Annotated in this window: 19 protein-coding genes; 10 read left to right on the top strand and 9 right to left on the bottom strand. The window is 68.2% G+C overall.

The features are described 5' to 3' along the window. The first annotated feature begins 54 nt into the window (after positions 1-54). Positions 55-717 (top strand): ferritin-like fold-containing protein, encoded by a 663-nt coding sequence (locus BLU38_RS01300; protein WP_091518613.1) that lies wholly within the window; start codon positions 55-57, stop codon positions 715-717. Between the two features lie 80 nt (positions 718-797). Further along, complete coding sequence (locus BLU38_RS01295) at positions 798-1,418, top strand: DUF1707 SHOCT-like domain-containing protein (protein ID WP_157683134.1); 621 nt, start codon at positions 798-800, stop codon at positions 1,416-1,418. On the opposite strand, the gene BLU38_RS01290 is transcribed toward BLU38_RS01295, so the two are convergent. Beyond that, positions 1,357-1,902, bottom strand: a complete 546-nt coding sequence (locus BLU38_RS01290) for a DoxX family protein (protein WP_197679947.1) — start codon at positions 1,900-1,902, stop codon at positions 1,357-1,359. The two genes, BLU38_RS01295 and BLU38_RS01290, sit on opposite strands and share 62 nt — an antisense overlap. 187 nt (positions 1,903-2,089) lie before the next feature. Here BLU38_RS01290 and BLU38_RS01285 point away from each other — a divergent pair, with 187 nt between their 5' ends. Continuing rightward, positions 2,090-3,478, top strand: coding sequence for an IS30 family transposase (locus BLU38_RS01285; RefSeq protein ID WP_091518609.1), 1,389 nt, complete (start codon positions 2,090-2,092; stop codon positions 3,476-3,478). A 275-nt stretch (positions 3,479-3,753) separates the two neighbouring features. On the opposite strand, the gene BLU38_RS01280 is transcribed toward BLU38_RS01285, so the two are convergent. After that, entirely contained in the window at positions 3,754-4,884 is a 1,131-nt protein-coding gene (locus tag BLU38_RS01280) for an ArsR/SmtB family transcription factor (RefSeq protein ID WP_157683133.1), read from the bottom strand. Positions 4,885-5,003: 119 nt separating this feature from the next. Here BLU38_RS01280 and BLU38_RS01275 point away from each other — a divergent pair, with 119 nt between their 5' ends. Genes BLU38_RS01275 through BLU38_RS01265 form a run of 3 tightly spaced genes read left to right on the top strand, consistent with a single transcriptional unit; the run spans position 5,004 to position 9,090 of the window. Continuing rightward, entirely contained in the window at positions 5,004-5,399 is a 396-nt protein-coding gene (locus BLU38_RS01275; RefSeq protein WP_157683132.1) for a VOC family protein, read from the top strand. A gap of 35 nt (positions 5,400-5,434) precedes the next feature. Further along, on the top strand, positions 5,435-7,249 hold the full coding sequence (locus BLU38_RS01270; RefSeq protein WP_091518602.1) for an ABC transporter ATP-binding protein: 1,815 nt from the start codon (positions 5,435-5,437) through the stop codon (positions 7,247-7,249). Beyond that, a complete protein-coding gene (locus BLU38_RS01265) occupies positions 7,246-9,090 on the top strand; it encodes an ABC transporter ATP-binding protein (protein ID WP_231920128.1) in 1,845 nt (614 codons plus the stop codon). The genes BLU38_RS01270 and BLU38_RS01265 overlap by 4 nt, the downstream gene beginning before the upstream one ends. Before the next feature lie 27 nt (positions 9,091-9,117). Here BLU38_RS01265 and BLU38_RS01260 read toward each other — a convergent pair whose 3' ends face one another. The 5 genes from BLU38_RS01260 to BLU38_RS01240 form a co-directional block, all read right to left on the bottom strand. Continuing rightward, positions 9,118-9,354 (bottom strand): DUF3107 domain-containing protein, encoded by a 237-nt coding sequence (locus tag BLU38_RS01260; protein WP_091531607.1) that lies wholly within the window; start codon positions 9,352-9,354, stop codon positions 9,118-9,120. A gap of 195 nt (positions 9,355-9,549) precedes the next feature. After that, complete coding sequence (locus tag BLU38_RS01255; protein WP_091518598.1) at positions 9,550-9,741, bottom strand: ferredoxin; 192 nt, start codon at positions 9,739-9,741, stop codon at positions 9,550-9,552. 1 nt (position 9,742) lies between these two features. After that, a complete protein-coding gene (locus tag BLU38_RS01250; RefSeq protein WP_091518595.1) occupies positions 9,743-10,984 on the bottom strand; it encodes a cytochrome P450 in 1,242 nt (413 codons plus the stop codon). A 238-nt stretch (positions 10,985-11,222) separates the two neighbouring features. Further along, positions 11,223-11,678 (bottom strand): imine reductase family protein, encoded by a 456-nt coding sequence (locus tag BLU38_RS01245; RefSeq protein ID WP_091518592.1) that lies wholly within the window; start codon positions 11,676-11,678, stop codon positions 11,223-11,225. Then, positions 11,641-12,585: an NAD(P)-dependent oxidoreductase gene (locus BLU38_RS01240; RefSeq protein ID WP_091531605.1), complete on the bottom strand. Its 945-nt coding sequence runs from the start codon at positions 12,583-12,585 to the stop codon at positions 11,641-11,643. The genes BLU38_RS01245 and BLU38_RS01240 overlap by 38 nt, the downstream gene beginning before the upstream one ends. Positions 12,586-12,688: 103 nt before the next feature. On the opposite strand from BLU38_RS01240, the gene BLU38_RS01235 reads away from it, so the two are divergent. Both BLU38_RS01235 and BLU38_RS01230 read left to right on the top strand, forming a co-directional pair. Then, entirely contained in the window at positions 12,689-13,069 is a 381-nt protein-coding gene (locus tag BLU38_RS01235) for a winged helix-turn-helix transcriptional regulator (RefSeq protein WP_091518589.1), read from the top strand. A gap of 42 nt (positions 13,070-13,111) precedes the next feature. Continuing rightward, positions 13,112-14,077: a zinc-binding dehydrogenase gene (locus BLU38_RS01230; RefSeq protein WP_091518586.1), complete on the top strand. Its 966-nt coding sequence runs from the start codon at positions 13,112-13,114 to the stop codon at positions 14,075-14,077. Between the two features lie 37 nt (positions 14,078-14,114). Here BLU38_RS01230 and BLU38_RS01225 read toward each other — a convergent pair whose 3' ends face one another. After that, positions 14,115-14,576 carry an FHA domain-containing protein gene (locus BLU38_RS01225; protein ID WP_091518582.1) on the bottom strand — a complete coding sequence of 154 codons (462 nt, stop codon included), beginning with the start codon at positions 14,574-14,576 and terminating at the stop codon, positions 14,115-14,117. Beyond that, on the bottom strand, positions 14,573-15,262 hold the full coding sequence (locus tag BLU38_RS01220; protein WP_231920127.1) for a TetR/AcrR family transcriptional regulator: 690 nt from the start codon (positions 15,260-15,262) through the stop codon (positions 14,573-14,575). The genes BLU38_RS01225 and BLU38_RS01220 overlap by 4 nt, the downstream gene beginning before the upstream one ends. A 141-nt stretch (positions 15,263-15,403) precedes the next feature. On the opposite strand from BLU38_RS01220, the gene BLU38_RS01215 reads away from it, so the two are divergent. Both BLU38_RS01215 and moeZ read left to right on the top strand, forming a co-directional pair. Further along, the gene (locus BLU38_RS01215) at positions 15,404-18,322 is read left to right on the top strand and encodes an FAD/NAD(P)-binding protein (RefSeq protein ID WP_197679946.1); all 2,919 of its coding nucleotides are present in this window, start codon (positions 15,404-15,406) and stop codon (positions 18,320-18,322) included. Positions 18,323-18,490: 168 nt separating this feature from the next. Further along, entirely contained in the window at positions 18,491-19,666 is a 1,176-nt protein-coding gene (gene moeZ, locus BLU38_RS01210) for an adenylyltransferase/sulfurtransferase MoeZ (protein WP_231920126.1), read from the top strand. Positions 19,667-19,966: the final 300 nt, after the last annotated feature.

Here is a 19,966-nt window from a genome sequence, read left to right as displayed (position 1 = left end):
TTCTACCTCCTCGGCGTCCGGATCCCGGACACGGCCCGCATTAGGCTGGCGCGCATGGGTGAGGAGTCGAGCCGGACCGCCGGGGCGTTGGAGTTGCTGGGTGCGGTCGCGTACGGGGAACTGGCCGCCTTCGACCGCCTGGCCGACGATGCGCGGCTGGCACCCGATCTGCCGGACCGGGTCCAGATGACCGGGATGGCCGCGGCCCAGTTCGAGCACTTCTCGCTGGTCAGCAACCGGATCGGGGCACTCGGCGGCGACGTGCTCGCCGTGATGGAGCCGTACCACCGGCCGTTCGACGAGTTCCACGGCCTGACCCGGCCGAAGACCTGGCACGAGGGCCTGGTCAAGGCCTACATCGGCGACGGGTTGGCCGCCGACTTCTACCGCGAGGTCGCCGAAATGGTCGACGTCGACACCCGCGAGGTCGTCCATCAGGTGTTGGCCGAGGAGGTCTACGCCGACTTCGTCGTCGATCGGGTCCGGTCGGCGATCGAGGACGACCCCGACATCGGCGGCAGGCTCGCACTGTGGGGCCGTCGGCTGGTCGGTGAGGCCATGAGTCAGGCGCAACGGGTCGCCACCGAGCGGCCTGCGCTGGCCGCGTTGTTCGCCGGTCCGGATGCGGAGTCACCGTTGGTCCGGATCAGCCGGATGACCGCCCAGTTGGTCCAGAACCACACCGCACGGATGGCCCGTCTCGGCCTGAGCTCCTGATCGGCGGCGGGGCCCGATCAGGGTCGGAGTCAGGGTTGGCCGCGATGCCGACGGCGCCGGAGACCCCTATCGTTCCGGCCATGGCGGATAGCGATTCCTCGAGTCGGCTCCGGGCCTCGGATGCTGATCGCGACCGGGTGGCCCAGCTGCTGGGTGCTGCTCACGCCGATGGCCGGCTCGCAGCCGAGGAGTATCAGGAACGCCTGGACCGGTTGTACGCCGGGCGGACGTTGGGTGATCTCGAGCGGGTCAGCGATGATCTCGGAGGAGCCGAGGATCTCCGCGGAGCGGCCGGCTCGAGCGAGGTGGTTGCCGCGGGTGCTCCGGAACGGGGTGGGGCGCTGGCGGTGCCGGAGCGGGTGCGTCCCCAGCTGGCGATCCTGTCCCAGACCATGGCGCGCCCGACCGGGCGGATCGAGGGCCGGCTGGTTGCGGTCAGTGTGTTCGGCAACGTTCAGGTCGACCTCAGCCATGCCACGATCGGGCCCGAAGGAGTCCTGGTCACGGCCAACACCGTGGCCGGTGCGGTCAACATCACGGTGCCCGCCGATGCACGGGTGACGATGACCGGATTGCCGCTGGTCGGCTCATTGAGTCCGACCCGTGATCCGGGCCCGGTCGACGGGCCGCGGGTCGTGGTCAAGGCATTCGCAGGCCTGGGGTCGGTGACGATCCATCGGGCCGAATCCGAGACTCTCTGAACTCTCCGACCCGGGCCTTCCGGGTGCGGCGGGCCTCGCCGATGACGACCGCGACGGTGGCGGCGACGAAGACGATCTGCAACAGGGTCCGGGGGAGCAGCGCGTCCCACGGAGCGGTCGCCACGCCGTGCACCGCGGCGTACACGTTCGACGGGAACATCACGATCAGCAACACACCGAGGCAGCCCGCCGCCAGTCGAGCGGTAGGCCGCAGCAGTAACCCCGCGGCTCCGGCCAGTTCGAGGAGCCCGGTGATGGTGACCAATGCTGCGGCGGACGGCAGACCCGCCGCCGGAAGTGCCGGCGGCACCATGGCGATCAGTTCCTGCCGCATCCCGACGAAATGAGCCACGCCGGTGAGCGTGAACATCGCGGCCACGCCACCACGGAGGGCGACGGTCCAGGACCGGAACCGGCGCACGCCGAGTGCCCCGGCAGCGCGGACAGCGATGGTGACACCGACCAGGGCGATGAGCGGTTCCATGACGACCTCCCAAGCTATTGGATAATGACACTATCCAATCTAGAGAGTGGCAGTATCCAATGTCAAGAGGGTTGTCCGACGGCTCGCGGCGCTGATTTCGCACCACGAGTGGCTGCGACCCTGGCGAAAAGCCGGGAGCAGACTCAAGAAATAGATGCAACACCTGATCCAGAGGAAGGTGTTGCATATGGCGGCGAGGTTCATGCCGACCGAGGAGTTCTGGGCTGCGTTGCGATCGGGCGCTTCGATCCTGGTCGCGTCCCGCGCGGTCGGGGTGTCGCCGGTGTGTGGTTATCGATGGCTGGCCGACGCAGGTGGTTGGGCAGGCCTGGGGCTGCCGGCCCCGGGGCATGGCCGTCTGGAGGCTTCGGTATCAGCGCGGTTGCGGCCGCTGTTTTGGGCCGAGCTCCGCAAGGGTGCGGGCGTCCGGGCTGCAGCCGCCGCGGCGGGCGTGTCTGATGTCACCGGCTATCGCTGGTTCCAGCAGGCTGGCGGTGTGCGTCCACCGACGGTGAATCCCGAGGTCGAGGCCCAGATCACGCCCGGCCATGGCATGGTGACCTTCACCGAGCGGTGTCGGGTCGAGGACCTGTTGAACCTTCACTACAAACCGAGCCGGATCGCTGACCTGTTGGGGAGACCGCGGTCCACGATCACCCGTGAGATCGCCCGCGGCACCGACCAGGTCGATGGATCCTATCGGGCCCGCATCGGCCAATCGAAGGTCGAGCAGCGCCGGCACCGGGCCGGCGCCCGGCCCCGGCTGGTGCCTGGCACTCGCTTGTTCGACGAAGTCGTGGAACGGTTGGTTGCCAAACACAGTCCGGAGCAGATCTCGCAGCGGCTGCGGCTGGACTTTCCCGCCGACCCGGAGATGCGTGTGTCCCACGAGACGATCTACCAGGCCCTCTACGTTCGCCCCAAGGGCGAGCTGGCACGAGAGGTCGAGCAACGGTTGGGCGAGGCCAAAGCACTACGCACCGGCCGCGTCCAACGCCGACACCAGGGGCGGCAATTGCGGCCAAAGTTGAAAGACATGTCCTCGATCCACGACCGCCCGGCCGAGGCCGACGATCGGCTGATGCCCGGCCACTGGGAAGGCGACCTGATCATCGGCGCCCACGGCAAGTCCGCAATCGGCACCCTGGTCGAGCGCACCACCCGATTCGTACTGTTGCTACACCTGCCCGACGACCACACCGCCCAGACCGTGGCCAAGGCGATGACGGCCAAGATCACCGAACTACCCGAACAGCTCAAACGGTCCTTGACCTGGGACCAGGGCAGCGAGATGGCCCTCCACACCAAGATCACCGCCGAGACCGGGATTCCGGTCTACTTCTGCGATCCACACTCACCCTGGCAACGTGGCACCAACGAGAACACCAACGGGCTCCTGCGGCAGTACTTCCCCAAAGGCGCCGACCTGTCCTTCTACGGGCCCGGGCTCCTCGACCAGGTCGCCGCCGAACTCAACACCCGACCCCGCAAAACACTGGAGTGGGCCACCCCAGCCGAAGCACTCCAACGACTACTCTCAAACGACGACGACCAATCTGTTGCATCGACAGCTTGAATCCGCCGGGGGTTGGGCGCAGTGCTGCTGCGTTCTTCGCGGTCGATGCTCGACCGTGGTGATCATCACGCGTCCGAACGTCGCGTGACCGGTGGGCGTGGCGATCAGAATCGCGTCCGGTTCGACGTGAGATCGGTCCGATTCGGGCCCTCAGATCCGAGCCGGTCGCGATTCTGGTCGCTGTGAGCGTGGCAGTTCAGTTGCTCAGCAGGGCTCGACGCTGCGCCGCCGGTGAGCCCGGTGTCGGGAACCAGCCTCCAGTCCGGTCGCGTTGGTCAGTCCAGCGTCGCCAGCAGGGTCTCGGCTGCGTGCCGGATCGCGGGCCGTTGCACCGCGACGCGGCGGTCACCGTCGACCTCCACCAGCCCGGACCGGCGCAACACCGTGACCTGTCGGGAAATCGTGCTCTGGTGGACCTCCAGGGCATCGGTCAGCTGCTGCATCGACAGTGGTCCGCGATCCAGCAGCTGCAGCACGATCGCCAGCCGGGTCTTGTCACCCAGTGCTGTCAGTGCCGGCGCCAACTGACCGAGGTTTCCCAGCGAGATCCCGGTCCGGCCGGTGGCGTTGTTCGGGGACCGATCGGGTTGGTGCTGCGGGCTGAACAACACCCACGTCTGCTGGTCGGCGAACAGCGACAGGCTGCGGCCGAGGCCGACGGTCGGCATCACCACCACGTCTCGAGCGTGATCGGCGATCTCGGCATAGCTGGGATCGGGGCGTAGTCCGGTCACCAGCGTGATCCACTGCTCGGCACTGCAGCCCGGCGGTGTGGGCGCCGGTGCGGCGGCCGACAGCAGATCGGGCAGCGTTGCGTGCCAGGCCTCGCCGAGCCAGCCGTCCCAGATCGCATCGAGCAGATCGAGCAGGGTGTGTCGGAAGCCCCGTGGATCGAGCAACTCGGCGGCACGTTCGTCGGGGTCGGGGATCGCCCAGGCGCGGAGCACCTCCGGGCCGTCCCGGCGGACGGCCGTCGACGGGGTGCTACGGGGGGCGATCTCCGCCGCGGTCGGCTCCGGGTCGCGCCGTTGTTGGTAGTGCATCACCGAGTCGCAGCCGAAGTCGATCACCCCGTTCACGAAGGCGTCGGTCCAGCCCGCGATCCAGCCGCGCAAGGCCGGCCAGTCCCGATGGCCCGGATGGCCGACCGGCAGTTGGTGCAGCAGCACCGCGCGCAACACGGCGCCGTGCGCCATCGAGGCGCGGATCGGCCAACTCGCCGAGACCAGGTCGGCGGGAAGTGACTCCGCCAGCGCGGTCACCTCGGCGTCGGGCAGCGAGTTCTGGTTCAGCGCATAGTCGACCAACAGCATTGCGGTCGGGACCGTCGCGGCGAGCGTCGGCTGTCCGATGCGGAGGGTCTGCGGTGGCCGGGTGGCGGCCAGGTCTGGCCAAGGTGACGACATGCCGCTATCGTACGAGATGCGCAATGCGCATAATGCATTCGCCACAGTGGAATGCCGAAACATCCAAGACCGCCGGCACCCGCGGCCGCGACGCTGGTGCTGTCCAGGAGAGGAACCCGATGAGCACAGGACTGAAATTCGACGGCATGGTGATCTTCTGTGCCGACATCTCGGCCTCGGCGAAGTTCTACGCCGACGGGCTGGGACTGGTCCAGGACTGGGCCGATGATGATCATGTCGCCTTCCACCTGCCGACGGCCGGCAACCCGACCGGCGCTTGGCTGCTGCTGCATCCGCAGACCGGGCCGACGATCACGCCGTACGAGCTCGGCACCTTCGGCGTCGGCGACGTGGACGCCGTGGTCGACCGGGTGGAACGGATCGGTGCTCGGGTGACGAGCCGACCGGCCGACGCACCCTGGGGCGTCCGAGAGGCCGCGATCACCGACATCGACGGCTACGGCCTGACTCTGAATGCTCCGCTGCCCGAGCGTGCCTCGAGTGATCCGGCCTGATTCGATCGGCCGGATCGGATGACGGGGCGCATCGCATGAAGGGGCTGCTGCGGAAGGTGATCGGCCGGCTCACCGGTTCGGCGGAGTGGCGGCTGCTGTTCGGCACGATCTGGGCGGCGGATCGCCGACTCGCCGGGGCGTGGTGGCTGCTCACTCTCGTCCGCGCGGCCCTGCCCCCGGCGTTGGCTGTCGCCACCGGCTGGTTGATCGGACTGATCGCCGATCACGATTCTGCGGCGCGCGGGTTGATCACCGTCGGTGCGCTGTTCGCCCTGATGCAGACCCTCGGCCCGGTGCAGTCGGCGATCGCGGCCAATCTCGGCGACCGTACCGCCGCCCTGTTGCAGGACCGACTGCTGGTGGCGGCGACTTCGCCGGCAGGGATCGCCCATCTGGAGGATCCGGAACTGGCCGCCGATTTCAGTCTGGCCCGCGACTTCGATCTGGGCATCGCCTCGCCACGGCTGCGGGACAGTCTGCCGTTCATCGGGTCCGGCCTGGCGGCCTTCGGCGCCGGCATCGCGTCGGCGGTCGTGCTCTGCGGATTTGCTTGGTGGGCAGGGATCCTGCTGCTGTTCGGTTGGCTGTCGCCGCACCTGTTGCTGCGCGAGAGCTACGTCTGGAAGGACTGGCGATCGTCGGAGATCAAAGATCATCAACGGCACGCCGAGTACGCCTACCGGATGGCCGTGGACGCGCCGGCTGCCAAAGAGATCCGGCTGTTCGGACTGGCCGACTGGATCACCGACCGGTTCAATGACCGCCGTCGGCGATTGCTGGCGATCACGCTGGAAGCGTTGCGGCTGCGGCAACGTTCGATCATGCTGACGCTGCTGGTGTTGATCATCAGCAACGGCGTGGTCTTCATCGCGTTGGCCTGGCAGGCGACCCAAGGCGACCTGGAACTGTCCCGGCTGGTGGCATTTGCCGGAACGGCGATCGGCGTCAGCAGCTTGGCCACGATGGAATTCGACTGGTGGCTCTCCGACGGAGCGCGACCGGTCCCGGTGGTGCACGATCTGTTGCCGACGATGCGCCGGGTCGGAGCCTTGCGGACCGCAGCGACGGCAGGCGGGTCGGATCAAGCGCAGTCTCCGAGATCCCTGCCCAGTCGGGAGATTCGGCTGCAGAACGTGTCCTTCGGCTACCGGGGAGGTCCACCGATCCTGGACGGTCTCGACCTGACCATCCCGGCCGGCGGCTCGCTGGCCATCGTCGGCCAGAACGGCGCAGGCAAGACGACGTTGGTCAAGCTGCTGGCCCGGCTCTACGATCCGACCGGCGGCCGGATCACCGTGGACGGCATCGATCTTCGTGAACTCGAACCCGATGTCTGGCGTCGGCAGGTGTCGGCGGCCTTCCAGGACTTCGTCCGCTATCAGCTGACGGTCGCCGAGAACGTCGCCCCGACCGGTGCACCGAAGGACTTGATCAATGCCGCATTGTCCGCCGCCGGCGCCTCCGGGCTGGCAGATCAGCAGACCGTGCTGTCCAAGCAGTATGCCGGCGGCACCGACCTCTCCGGCGGTCAGTGGCAGCGGATCGCGCTGGCCCGAGCGCTGGCCAAGGTCGCCCACGGTGCCAAGTTGATCATTCTCGACGAGCCGACCGCGCAGCTGGACGTCCGCGGTGAGGCGGAGGTGTTCTCCTCGGTGTTGCGCGCGACCAGGGGGCTGACCACCATCCTGGTCTCACACCGCTTCTCCACCGTCCGGCAGGCGGATCGGATCTGTGTGCTGGAGGGCGGCCGGGCGGTCGAGCTCGGCAGTCATGACGAATTGATGAGAGCTGGTGGCCGTTACCGGACAATGTTCGACCTGCAGGCATCACGCTTCACCCAGACGCCATGACGACCGCTGCGGAACGCACCGACCCGATCGCTGCCGGCGAGTCGATGGACGAGGTGCCGACCGCACTGCCGACGCTGCGTCGTTCACTGCAGTTGGCCCATCGGGCCGAACCTCGGTTGATCATCGTGTCGCTGCTGCTGGCGTTGCTGGAAGCCTTGCCGGACAGCCTGTTCGCGCTCTGGCTGATGCTGCTCGCCGATGCGTTCGCCGACCGTGATCCGACCCTGGCCTGGATCGGCTGCTTCGGCCTTGCCGCCTCCGGTGTCGGCTCCTGGCTGCTCGGCACCCTTGCGGGCCGGGTGCAGCGGACGTTCCGGCTGCGGGTCGGCGCCGCTCTGGAAGGCCATGTCGCAGGACTGCAGGCCAAGGTGCCGACCATCGAGCACCAGGAACGACCGGAGTATCTGGACCGACTGAGCGTGCTGAAGGACCAGGTCTGGCAGCTGGACCACATGTTCCTCGCGCTGTTCAGCATGCTTGGTGCTGCGCTCCGACTGGCCATCACCGTCGGACTGGTGATGAGCGTGCATCCGCTGCTCGGACTGCTCGTACTGTTCGCGCTGCCCACGGTCTGGGTGTCCTCGCGCCGTTCGGCTTCGGCGCAACGGGTGCTGGAACGGGTCGCTCCCCAGGAGCGCCGGCACCGGCATCTGTTCGCTCTCGGGACGACCCAGCAGCCGGCGAAGGAGGTGCGGATCTGGGGGCTCGGGCCCTCGCTGGTCGAGCGCCGGCGTCGGGTCTGGCACGCCTGGTATCGGCCGCAGGCGCGGCAGCGTTGGGGGACGGCCGGTTGGCAGGTCGTTGCGTGGATCGTCTTCGCCGCCGCCTATGTGGCGGCGATCGTGATCACCGCGACGGTGCTCGGCGGGTCCGCCGGGCAGGTGCTGATGATCGTCACCGCCGGCAGTCGGCTGTCGCAGTACGTGTCGATGACGGCCGGCGAGGCCGACTTCGTCAGGATGTGGCTGGACGCATCCCAGCGGTTGGCCTGGCTGGAGAGCTATGCCGGGCGGCATGCCGACGCCGCCGCCGGATCCGTTCCCGAGCGACTGACCGATGGCATCAGGCTGGAACGGGTCAGCTTCGGCTATCCGGGAGCGGATCGGCCCGCGCTACAGGACGTCTCGGTCGATCTGCCGGCCGGCGCGGTGATCGCGGTGGTGGGGGAGAACGGCGCCGGCAAGTCGACCCTGATGAAGCTGCTGTCCCGGTTCTACACACCGAGCTCGGGCCGGATCACGGTGGACGGCGTCGACCTGGAGCGGTTGCCGGCCGAGGCCTGGCGGATGCGGTTGGCGGGGGCGTACCAGGACTTCTTCAACTTCGAGTTGCCGGCCACGCACTCGGTCGGCGTCGGTGATCTTGCGCGGCGCGATGATCATGAGGCAGTCGGCTGTGCCGTGCAGCGTGCCGGCGCCGACGACGTCATCGCCGGGCTCCCGCGCGGACTCCGAACCCAACTCGGGCCGACCTGGGAAGGCGGTGCCGAGTTGTCCTTCGGTCAGTGGCAGAAGATCGCACTGGCGCGCGGATTCATGCGCCGCGACACCCTGCTGCAGGTGTTGGACGAGCCGACCGCGGCGTTGGACGCCGAGACCGAGCACGCCTTGTTCGAATCGTTCGTCGCCCAGGCCCGGGCCGATCATGGTCGCACCGGCAGCGATACCGGACGGATCACGCTGCTGGTCTCGCACCGCTTCTCCACCGTGCGGATGGCCGACCTGATCCTGGTGCTGCAGGGCTCGCGGCTCGTCGAGGTCGGCTCACATGAGGAGTTGATCGCCGGCGACGGCCTGTATGCCGAGCTGTACGGCATCCAGGCCGCCGGCTACCGCCGATGATCGCGCCGGACGGGTCCGGCCGCTCGGTCAGACGGCTCCGAAGCCGACCTTGCGGCCGTTCTCCTCACCGATGTCGACGTAGGCGATCTTGTCCGACGGGATGAGGACCTTGCGGCCGCGTTCGTCGGTGAGGGTCAGCACGGCCAGCTTCGGGTCGGTCGCCTCGAGTGCCGTGGCCACCGCCTCCTCGATCTCGGCCGCGGACTGGGTGACCTCCAACACCACCTCACGATTGACGTGCTGGATGCCGACTTTGATCTCCACGTGCATTCCTCCTGTGCCCCGACCGTTCGAGGTCGGGATCCATGATCACTGTGCCGCTCGGCGGTCAGTGCCGACCCGTCGAGCATCCCTCAGCGTAGTCGACCGGTGGATGGCGGCGATCCCGGCTGAGCCCCTCGGTCCCGGATCGCCGGTCGGTCGGTGGCTGCCGCGCCGGGACCGGGCCGGCAGTGATGATCACCGTTCCAGACGCAATGCCCCGGAAGGGCAGAGCCGCACGGCATCGGCCACCTCCTCGCTGTCGTCGTCCTCGGCCCGGAGCAGTACGACGCGGCCGTCCTGGTCGTCCTGGTCGAAGTGGTCCGGGGCGGTCAGAGCGCACATACCCGAGCTCGCACAGATCTCGGTGTCGGCGATGATCGTCGCCATCTCAGTCCTGACCTCGGTCCGACCAGGTCACCGGGAGCTCTGTCGCACCGTAGAAGCTCTGGTCGGTCCGCATCGGCACCTCGTCGGCCGGGACGGCCAATCGCAGATCGGGAAAACGGTCGATCAATCGTGAGAACGCGATCCGCATCTCGATCCGGGCGAGCTGTTGACCCAGGCACTGATGCACGCCGTGGCCGAAGCTCAGATGGCCCTTGGCGCCCCGGGTGACGTCGAGTGTGTCCGGATCGATGAAGTGGGCCTCGTCCCGGTTGGCCGTCTGCACCGACACGGTGACGTATTCGCCGGCCGTGAGTGGATGCCCTTCGAACTCGAAGTCGGTCTTGACCTGCCGGATGATGCCGGTGTGGATGATCGTGAGATACCGCAACAGTTCCTCCACGGCTGTCGCCATCAGCTCGGACTGTTCCCGCAGCAGATCCCACTGATCGCGATTCTCCAACAGGGCAAGGGTTCCCAGCCCGATCATCTTCGCCGTCGTCTCGTGACCGGCGACCAGCAGCAACATGCCCATCCCGGCGATCTCCGACTCGTCCAGCTCCGGATCGGCGGCCAGATCGCTCAGCAGATCGTCCGTCGGTTCGGACCGCTTGGCCCGCGCCAGCTCGCTGATGAAGCCGAAGAGTCGTCCGAACGCTGCCTCCTTGGCATCGTCACCGGAGTTCAGGGTGAAGATCGCGGAGGTGTCGGACTCGAAGCGATCCCGCTGCTCGTACGGCACGCCCAGCAGCTCGCAGATCATCTGCGCCGGCACCGGCATCGCAAACTGCTCGATCAGGTCCGCTGGTGCGCCCGTCGCAGCCAGGGCGTCCAGTCGCTGGTCGACGAACTGTTCGATCCGTGGCTCCAGCACCCGCATCCGACGGACGGTGAAGACACCGGTGAGTTTGCGCCGCAGCCGGGTGTGATCCGGTGGATCCATCTCGATGAACATGCCCGGCGTGGTCGGGAAGTCGCCCTCGAAGTCGGCGTACGCTTCGAGCCCTGACATCGCCACCGGCGCTTGCGCCGGTCCGCCGAGGCGGGAACAGAAGCGGCTGTCCGACAGGACGGCGCGGGCCAGCCGGTGGCTGGTGACGAGCCAGCCGAGTCGTCCGTTCGGGTGATAGCGCAGTCGCCGCATCTCGGCGTCGCGGTGCAGGGCCATGATCGCCGCCGGCGGATCGAACCGGGTCTCACGGTCCAATGGGATGCCGTACGGGACGGTGGTCTCGGAAGGGGTCATCAGCTCTCTCCTCAGGTGGGGCAGCGGCGAGAAACGTCGCCGGCCGATCTCGTTCGGGTCTCCCGGGCGGAACGCTCGGAAGAGCTACTCTTTGTCGCTAACTACCAGTAGATAGTAATCACGAATACCGGTAGATAGCAATGCTGATTAGCTGTCGACGTCCCTGGAGGCCGGACCGCGGCGGAGAGGCGGCTGGGCCGGCTGCGGATCAGTCCCTGATGGATCAGCCCCTGGCGGATCAGTCCTGGATCAGCCCTTGGTGGATCCGGGCGAACGCTTCGGCTCCGTGACCCTGGTCGATCTGCGCGCGGACCAGTTCGTCGACCAGGACGATCGGTGCCGAGCTGATGCCGGCCTCCCGGCAGGCACGGATCAGGGTGTCCAGCTCGGTCCACTCCAGTGGCTGCACGTCGGTCGCGTAGTCCGCCCGGTCGACGGTCTCCGCCATCGCGGCCATTCCACCGGTCATCGCTGTCAGGAACGGGATGGCGCGGTCGGCGAAATCCTTCGCCGAGATGCCGGCCGAGCCGGTCAGCGCGGCACCGTGCAGGAATCCGGTGAACATGACGTACATCGCCGACAGCATGGCCAGGTCGTACAGGGCCGCCGTTCCCGGCTCGGTGCCATCCGGCCGAGCCCGAGGACGGTTGCCGCACTCATGCCGACACCGCTTCCGACGGGATCGGATCCACATCGCCGCGGCGGATGCCGTCGATGATCCTGGTCCAGTTGTCATCGCCGTGTCCGTCGTCGATCGCCGTCCGATAGTGCGCGAGCACCGCGGCGGGTAACGCCGTCTGGATGCCTGCTGATCGGCTGGTCTGCAGGATGTGCTCGGCAGTCGCTCCCATCATGGTGACCGTGCTCAGGTCACCCGGATGATCATGATCCTCCAGTTGACGGCCGAGGTCCCTGCCGACCGAGAGCATCGGTCCGATGCCGGTCAGGGTCTGCAGCGCCTCGGGGATGAACGCGGTTGCCGAGATGCCCCCTCGGCCGGCGAGTGCGGTCGCATGCATCAGCCCGGACAACGCGCTGAGGAAGATGTCCAGCTGCGCCTGGTACATCAGCTGGGCGAGGCCGGGATCGCTGCCCAGGAAGCGCGGTTCGCCGATCGCGCCCAGCAGTGTGCGGTGCTGGTCGAAGGTCACGGACGGACCGCTGTAGTAGACGTACGCGGCCGGCGTGCCGAGCATCGGTGCGGGAACCATCACACCGCCGGTCAGGAAGGCTGCGCCGTGATCGGTGGCCCAGCGCGCGGCGTCCCGGGTCCGGTCGGGATTGTCCGAGCTCAGGTTGACGATGGTCCGGCCGGCGAGCCGGTCGGCCACCGGACCGAGGATGTCGTCCATCGCGCGGTAGTCGGTCAGGCTGAGAATGATCACCGGGCTCGCCTGCACCGCGGCGCGAGGATCGGCTGCGGCACGGGCTCCCTGTCCGATCAGATCGGTCATCCGGCTCGGGGTCCGATTCCAGATCGTGACTCGATGCCCGGCGGTGAGCAGGATGGTCACCATCGACCGGCCCATCGGTCCGAGGCCGATCACGCTGACCGGAGTCGGGGTAGCTGGAGTTGTGGGGACTGCAGAGTGTTCGGTCATGTCGGCCATGCTGCGGCGGGTTTTATGATCATGGAAGTACCCACTAATTACTGGGGTACTTACCTTTCGGTGAGCCGCGCCCTACCAACAGACAGGTGATCGGATGAGGAAGGCAGGTCGCCGCGGACCCTACGTCTGCGGCATCGACGCTGCACTGGATGTGGTCAGCGGGAAGTGGAAGGGGCTGATCCTCTGGGAGTTGGAGGCCTACGGCACACGTCGGTTCGCCGAGTTGCGGCGTGGTCTGCCGGGCGTCAGCGAGAAGATGCTGACCCAGCATCTGCGGGAGATGGAGGAGGACGGACTCCTGCATCGCGAGGTCCATGCCGAGGTCCCGCCCCGGGTGGAGTACTCGCTCACCGAACACGGCAGCAGCCTGAACGACGCCCTCGTTCCGCTCGGCGTCTGGGGCAAGCAGCGACTCAGCCGGGACCGGGACTCGCTGATCGACCCGCCGGTGGCCGCGGCGACGCCCGACCGCTGAAGGCTTGACCTCAACAACGCTTGAGCTCCTAGCCTGCACGGCATGTTGATCATCAGAGCCGACGCCCACGGTGGCCCCGAGGTGTTGCAGCCCGTCCAGGTCCCCGATCCGAAGCCCGCCGCCGGTCAGGTGCTGGTCGACCTGGCCTGGTCCGGCGTGCTGTCGTTGGACGCCTTGATGCGCCGCGGAGCGCTGCCGCCCGGATTCACCGTCGACTTTCCCTGGACACCCGGCCGCGGTGGTGCCGGCGTCGTGACCGCGGTGGGTTCGGAGACAGATGTCGAGTGGCTGGGCCGGCGCGTCCTGGTCGACGCCCCGGGGAGCTATGCCGAGCAGATGGTGGCGACCGCCGACCGGCTGGTCCCGGTGCCCGACGATGTTGATCTTGCTTCGGCGATGGCCCTGTTGCACGACGGTGGGACCGCGATCGGGCTCTGGGAGACCGCGATCGAGGAGCCGGCCGAGCCACAGGTCGTCGTGGTCACACCGGCGGCCGGCGGTGCTGGAAACGTCCTGCTCCAACTGGCCCATCAGCGCGGTCACACGGTCGTTGCGATCGTCGGCGGCCCGGCGAAGGCCGACTTCGCGGCAGGGCTCGGTGCCGATCGGGTGCTCGACCACACCGAGGTCGATTGGCTGGACCGACTCGCCGCCGCCCGGCCGACGATGATCTTCGACGGCGTCGGTGGGCACGGAGCCGAACGGCTGATCAGCACCCTTCGGCCCGGCGGCAGCTATCTCAACTACGGCAACGCCGCCGGCGACTTCGCCGGTGATCTTGCTCAGAACGCTGCCCAGGAAGGGATCCGCGTGATCGGTGGCGAGATCCTGTCGCAGCTCGCGGCCGGCGGTCGTCGGGATCGCCAGCTCCGCATTCTGCAGTTGGCCGCGGACGGCGATGTCACCGCCTGGATCGGCGGCAGCTTCGCACTCGCCGACGCTGCGGCGGCGCATCGCGCGCTCGCCGACCGCACCATCGTCGGGAAAGCTCTACTGGATTGTTCCTGATCGGTCGACCTGTTGACGATCAGTCGCCTGTTGACGATCAGTCGGGGGTGCGGCCGTCCATCGGCGGCAGCAGGGTCAGCCGGGTCCAGGCGCCGAGATAGACCCGGTCGTACGGCGCCAGCGGATGTCGGATGCCGATCTCGATCGGCGTCTGCGGGAAGCCGGCGCCGGCGTCCTGCTCTTCGAGGGGGCTGATGAAGGTGCCGTTGACCGAGCCGAGGTCCTCGATCCACCACTGCTTGCCGTCGGTGGACAGCTGCGCCTGCCGACGGCTGACACCCCCGTCGTCGCCGCAATCGATCTCCGGCGTCGGATTCTGACTGGGGGAGCGCCGTCCGATCAGCGCCGACGGCGGTTCTAGCGTGATCAACTGCGGCTCACCCGGCTCCGGCATCTCGGCGGTGCTCTGCTGGTCCTTGTACCACTCGGGGTCGACGACGAGCTCCACGACCCAGGTGCTCGCCTCGGCCAGCGCCCGCGCGACGGGACTGTCGGTCATGCTGTCTCCTGCTCATTGCGGCCTGCGTGCCCATTCTGACCTGTCTGGTGCTCCGATCGTTGACCGGAGTGGTGGGCGTGTTCAGCCTGGCCGCTGAGCGGGAACCCGCTGATCCCACGCCAGGCCAGATCACTGACCAGTTGTTGGGCCTCGGCGAGCTCGATCCGACCCGCTGTCACCCAGTAACGCGCGCTGACATGGCCGATCCCCACCAGCGAGATGGCCAGTAGCTTGGACTGGTCGGGGCCGAGCCCGGTGTCGTCGGCGATCACCGTGGCGATCCGGTCGGCGATGTCGTTGTTGACCCGCCAGATCCGTTCCTCCACGGCTGCCTCGCCGGTCAGATCGGATTCGAAGATCAATCGGAACTCGGCCCGTTCGCTGGAAACCATGCTGTAGAAGGCCGTCATCGTCGCGACCACCCGCTGCGCGTTGTCCTCGGTCGATGCCAGCGCTTGATCAACCAGGTCGACCAGCCGGTCGCAGGCCAGATCGAGGAGCGCCAGGTAAAGGTCGAGTTTGGAACCGAAGTGCTGGTACAGCACCGGTTTGCTGACCCCGGCGGCGTCGGCGATGTCGTCCATCGCCGCAGCGTGGTAGCCGTTGGCGGTGAACACCTCGCTGGCGGCCTCGAGGAGTTGGGCGCGGCGCTGCTCTCTCGGCATCCGCGTCATGTTGCTGGCCATTGGAGCACCTTAAACCGATCTGCTCCGGACCTCGGCGCAGGCGAGCCGAGTGGACCGCGAGGGTCGGCGCGCCAGATTCGTCTCACGGATCAAGACCTATTAATCTGGTCGGGAATACAGGGTACAGTGGGAGGGCTCCGGATGATCAAGGCGGCACCGATCAATGCGCCACTGACCAGTGCGCCACAGATCTCGGGTTCGGCCGGCGGACGACCGACCGTGACGTTGCTGGGAGCGGGCGCTGCCGGGACTCTGACCGCCTTGGCTCTGGTACGGGCCGCGCGACGCCGTTCGCTGGGGCTGGATCTGGTGCTGCTCGACCCGGCCGATCGGTGGGCCCGCGGCGTCGCCTTCGGCACGGTCGAGGACGACCATCTGCTCAACGTGCCGGCGGCAGGGATGTCGGCGCTGCCCGAGGATCCCGCGCATTTCGTCGGCTGGCTGGCTGCCGAGGACCTCGACGGCGTTGCCGATCCGCAGGCGTTCGTGTCCCGTCGGACCTGGGCCCGTTATCTGGACGCCACGTTGGCCGCCGAGCTGCGCGCGGCCGAGGATCTGGTCACCATCCGGCACCTGCGCACTCAGGCGACCGGCCTGGTGATGACCAATCAGGACCCGTTGTCGCCGAACGAGGGCGGTAGCCGGGCCGGTGAGAAGTGGTCGGTCGTCACCGCAACCGGCGAGCAGATGCCGGCGGACGCGTTCGTGGTCGCGACCGGACTGCCACAGGTCGGCCACGACTGGGCCGGCCGGTCATTGCTGGACTCGCCCTTCTTCATCCGCGACCCGTGGGCACCCGGCGTGCTCGATCTCGTACGTCGCGACCACAGCGGACCGTCCGACGTGTTGATCGTCGGCACCGGCCTGACCATGGTCGATGTCGTCCTCACCCTGTCCGGCGCCGGCAACCGCCCGGACCGCCGGCTGCTCGGTATCAGCCGCAGCGGCCGACTGCCCAGGCGGCATCTGCCCGAGGCCAAGCTGGCCGCGATCCCCGACATCTCCGACTGGGGCAGTGAGCTGGACAGCATCGTCGCCGGCGCCACTCGCCACCTGTCGGAGGTCCGTGCCGAGACCGGCGACTGGCGACCGGCAGCCGACGGGTTGCGCCATCGGATCGCCGAGCTCTGGGGACGGCTGGACGACGCCGATCGACGACGATTCGTGACCGAACACGCCGGCGCCTGGGGCGCACTGCGGCATCGGATGCCGCCGAGCAGCGGGGCCGTGATCGACTCGCTGCTCGCCTCTCACCGGTTGGCACTGTCCACCGGCGAGGTGATCGACGCCGAGCCACTGCCGACCGGTGGCCTCCGGGTGACGTTCAGCGACGGGACCCGGCACGACGTCGGCTGGGTGATCAACTGCACCGGTCCGCGGACCGACCTGCGGACGTTGGGCAATCCACTGCTGGACGACCTGCTCCGGCCACGGGCCGGCGGCGCGCTTGCCACCGTCGACCCACAGGGGCTGGGGCTGCGGACCGACGGCGGTCGGCTGCTCGATGCCGCCGGTCGGACCGGCGCACCGGTCTGGACACTCGGCGCGCTGCGCCGCGGGGAGCTGTGGGAATCGACGGCGGTGCCCGAGATCAGGGTGCAGGCCTCCGCGATCGCGACCGCGATCCTGGACGAGGTGGCGCCGCAGCCACGGCGGCTGGAGGACGGCCGGTGGGTGAGCGGCCGGCATCCGATCGCTCGGCCGCGCGATCCGCTGGGGCTGCCGCTGTCGACGACGGCCGAGGCCGCGGCGGCGTTCAACGCAGGACTCGAACGGGTGATGCGGCTGCAGTCCGGTGGCGACGAACTGATCCGGACCGCCACCGAACTGGATCCCGACTTCGCGGTGGCGCACGCAGCGCTGGCCATGTTGGGCCACGAGGCAGGCGTCCGGACCGACGTACGGGCCAACCTGGCAGCAGCCCGGGCAGCGATCGGCAAGCGCGGGGACGCCCGGGAGGCCGGCTTGGTCGAAGTCGTCGGCCGACGGGTCGACGACGTCCGCGACACCGGTGCCACGGCGCTGATGGCGCACATCGCCGCCCATCCCCGCGATGTGCTGGCGGTGTCGGCGGCGGTGCCGACGATCGCCTTCTCCGGTGTCACCGACGTCCAACGGGAGGCCTGGGACCTGGTCGAAGGGCTGGCGCCCGCCTACGGCGACCACTGGTGGTACATCTCGCTGCTGGCCTTCACCCGGCAGGATCAGGAACGCTTCGACGACGCCGGACTGCTGGCCGAGAGTGCGTTGTCCTGCGAACCGTCCTCGGGTCATGCGGTGCATGCCCAGACGCACGTGCTGTACGAGACCGGCCAGCATGTCGACGGTCGCACCTGGCTGGACCATTGGGTCGCCGAGACCGGACGCGCGGCCAGCCATCGGGCACACTTCTCCTGGCATGCCGCGCTGCACGAGCTGGCGCTCGGCGACACCGAGGCCGTCCGGCGCCGCTACTACAGCCAGTTGGCGCCGCCGGCGGTCACCGGGGTCCGGGCGTTGATCGACTCGGCGTCGTTGCTGTGGCGGTGGCAACTGACCACCTCCGACTGGGACACGGCCGCGGCGACCTGCGGTGCCACACCCGCCTTCGTCGGTGAAGGACCGCCGCCACCGATGGCGCCGATCCTGGAGGCTGTCGGGGAGGATCTGGTCTCCCGTCCGCAGACCCCGTTCGTGGCGCTGCACTCGGCGGTCGCGCTGACCGCGGCCGAGGATCCGGCCGCCCTCCGCCGACTGCAGGAGCACTGCCTGGCGTCCTCCGACCCGACCCTGCGGACGGTGGTCGCGCCGGTCTGTCAGGCCTTCGGCGCCGTACTCGACGGGCAGTGGCGGCAGGCGGCGCGAGGTCTGCGCGATGTGCTGCCGGTCCTGGTCCGGGTCGGCGGTTCGGCCGCCCAACGGGAGATCGTGGAGGAAGCACTGCTGTTCTGCCTGATCAATGCCGGTGAGGCCGCCGCGGCGCTCACGCTGCTGGACCGGCGGCTGGACCGCCGCAATTCGCCGCTGGACCGGCGACGACGGGCCCCTCTGACCTCGATCCCACTGGCCCGCGCGCACTGACACCGACCGGAGAGGCCCTGGACGCCGGCTGACGGCACCGGCGAACGCCCGGCGCATGAGGTGCTCACCAGGTGGATCCCGGAATAGGACCGCCGGTGGGGCAGTTACCGTTGGAGATCGACGGGGCTCCACGGATCGGAGCACCCAGAGGACCAAGCCGCAGGAGGAATGGTGTCCCTACCGCCACTGGTGGAGCCGGCCGCAGAACTGACCCAGGAAGAGGTGCAGCGTTACAGCCGGCACCTGATCATCCCCGACGTCGGGATGGACGGCCAGAAGCGGCTGAAGAACGCCAAGGTGCTGGTGATCGGCGCGGGCGGTCTCGGCAGCCCGGCGTTGCTCTATCTCGCAGCAGCCGGCGTCGGCACCCTGGGGATCGTCGAGTTCGACACCGTCGACGAGTCCAATCTGCAACGGCAGATCATCCACGGGCAGTCCGACATCGGCAAGTCCAAGGCGCTGTCGGCCAAGGAGTCGATCGCCGAGGTCAACCCGCTGGTCAACGTGATCACCCACGACGTCCGGCTGGACAACGACAACGTGCTGGAGCTCTTCGCCCAGTACGACCTGATCCTGGACGGCACGGACAACTTCGCCACCCGCTACCTGGTCAACGATGCGGCCGTGCTGCTGGGCAAGCCGTACGTGTGGGGTTCGATCTTCCGTTTCGAGGGCCAGGTCTCGGTCTTCTGGGAGAAGCACGGACCCAACTACCGCGACCTCTACCCGGTGCCGCCGCCACCCGGCATGGTGCCGTCCTGCGCCGAGGGTGGCGTGCTCGGCGTGCTCTGCGCGTCGATCGGTTCGATCATGGTGACCGAGGCGATCAAGTTGATCACCGGTATCGGCGATCCGCTGATCGGCCGGCTGATGGTCTACGACGCACTGGAGATGAGCTACAAGACTCTCAAGCTGCGCAAGGATCCCGAGAGTGAGCCGATCGAGAAGTTGATCGACTACGACGCCTTCTGCGGCGACCTGACCCCGGAGGCGGCCGAGGCCGTCTCGGGCAGCACGATCAGTGTCGGGCAGTTGAAGGAGTGGCTGGAGGCGCGGGACAAGGGCGAGAAGGACTTCGAGCTGATCGACGTCCGCGAACCGGTCGAACGGGAGATCAACAACATCCCCGGCTCGGTGCTGATCCCGAAGGGTGACTTCCAGAACGGCACCGCCCTCCCGCAACTGCCGCAGGACAAGCAGGTCGTGCTGTACTGCAAGGTCGGTGGCCGTTCGGCCGAGGTGCTGGCCCTGGTGCACGGCGCCGGCCTGAAGGATGCGGTCCACGTCGGCGGTGGGGTGTCGGCCTGGGTCTCCCAGATCGACCCCAGCCAGGCCGCCTACTGACCCACCCCGTACGTCCTCGACAGATCCCGGCATCCCTTCCGATGCCGGGATCTTGTCATTCCCGGGCGCGCGAATTCCGGACACTCGGTCGGTCTTCGCTGCGAGCGGCTGTGAAGCGCGATGTCCGGACATTCGGCCGATCTTCCGGGCTGATCGGCGTCGACAGGTCGCGATTTCTGGACAGTCGGCCGAATTTCCTCGGGGAGCCGCAGCTCGCGGACCTTGCGTCCGGCAGGGAACTGTGGACGAGTGTCCGGTTTTCGGCGAGCCGCATCCTCCACCGCGCATCCGCGATCTCGA

The organism is Microlunatus soli, assembly GCF_900105385.1.
In the GTDB taxonomy this organism is placed as follows: Bacteria; Actinomycetota; Actinomycetes; order Propionibacteriales; family Propionibacteriaceae; genus Microlunatus; species Microlunatus soli.
The sequence above is the reverse complement of the archived record's forward strand: the minus strand, read 5'-3'. Positions and strand labels throughout refer to the sequence as shown.

What these genes read in the sequence shown, in the direction of transcription:
- BLU38_RS01275 (WP_157683132.1), top strand. Translation starts at nt 5,004, where the DNA reads ATGAGCACAGGACTGAAATTCGACGGCATGGTGATCTTCTGTGCCGAC.
- moeZ (WP_231920126.1), top strand. Translation starts at nt 18,491, where the DNA reads ATGGTGTCCCTACCGCCACTGGTGGAGCCGGCCGCAGAACTGACCCAG.
- BLU38_RS01270 (WP_091518602.1), top strand. Translation starts at nt 5,435, where the DNA reads ATGAAGGGGCTGCTGCGGAAGGTGATCGGCCGGCTCACCGGTTCGGCG.
- BLU38_RS01250 (WP_091518595.1), bottom strand. Translation starts at nt 10,984, where the DNA reads ATGACCCCTTCCGAGACCACCGTCCCGTACGGCATCCCATTGGACCGT.
- BLU38_RS01220 (WP_231920127.1), bottom strand. Translation starts at nt 15,262, where the DNA reads ATGGCCAGCAACATGACGCGGATGCCGAGAGAGCAGCGCCGCGCCCAA.
- BLU38_RS01265 (WP_231920128.1), top strand. Translation starts at nt 7,246, where the DNA reads ATGACGACCGCTGCGGAACGCACCGACCCGATCGCTGCCGGCGAGTCG.
- BLU38_RS01215 (WP_197679946.1), top strand. Translation starts at nt 15,404, where the DNA reads ATGATCAAGGCGGCACCGATCAATGCGCCACTGACCAGTGCGCCACAG.
- BLU38_RS01300 (WP_091518613.1), top strand. Translation starts at nt 55, where the DNA reads ATGGGTGAGGAGTCGAGCCGGACCGCCGGGGCGTTGGAGTTGCTGGGT.
- BLU38_RS01295 (WP_157683134.1), top strand. Translation starts at nt 798, where the DNA reads ATGGCGGATAGCGATTCCTCGAGTCGGCTCCGGGCCTCGGATGCTGAT.
- BLU38_RS01255 (WP_091518598.1), bottom strand. Translation starts at nt 9,741, where the DNA reads ATGGCGACGATCATCGCCGACACCGAGATCTGTGCGAGCTCGGGTATG.
- BLU38_RS01285 (WP_091518609.1), top strand. Translation starts at nt 2,090, where the DNA reads ATGGCGGCGAGGTTCATGCCGACCGAGGAGTTCTGGGCTGCGTTGCGA.
- BLU38_RS01290 (WP_197679947.1), bottom strand. Translation starts at nt 1,902, where the DNA reads ATGGAACCGCTCATCGCCCTGGTCGGTGTCACCATCGCTGTCCGCGCT.
- BLU38_RS01225 (WP_091518582.1), bottom strand. Translation starts at nt 14,576, where the DNA reads ATGACCGACAGTCCCGTCGCGCGGGCGCTGGCCGAGGCGAGCACCTGG.
- BLU38_RS01280 (WP_157683133.1), bottom strand. Translation starts at nt 4,884, where the DNA reads ATGTCGTCACCTTGGCCAGACCTGGCCGCCACCCGGCCACCGCAGACC.
- BLU38_RS01240 (WP_091531605.1), bottom strand. Translation starts at nt 12,585, where the DNA reads ATGACCGAACACTCTGCAGTCCCCACAACTCCAGCTACCCCGACTCCG.
- BLU38_RS01235 (WP_091518589.1), top strand. Translation starts at nt 12,689, where the DNA reads ATGAGGAAGGCAGGTCGCCGCGGACCCTACGTCTGCGGCATCGACGCT.
- BLU38_RS01245 (WP_091518592.1), bottom strand. Translation starts at nt 11,678, where the DNA reads ATGTGGATCCGATCCCGTCGGAAGCGGTGTCGGCATGAGTGCGGCAAC.
- BLU38_RS01230 (WP_091518586.1), top strand. Translation starts at nt 13,112, where the DNA reads ATGTTGATCATCAGAGCCGACGCCCACGGTGGCCCCGAGGTGTTGCAG.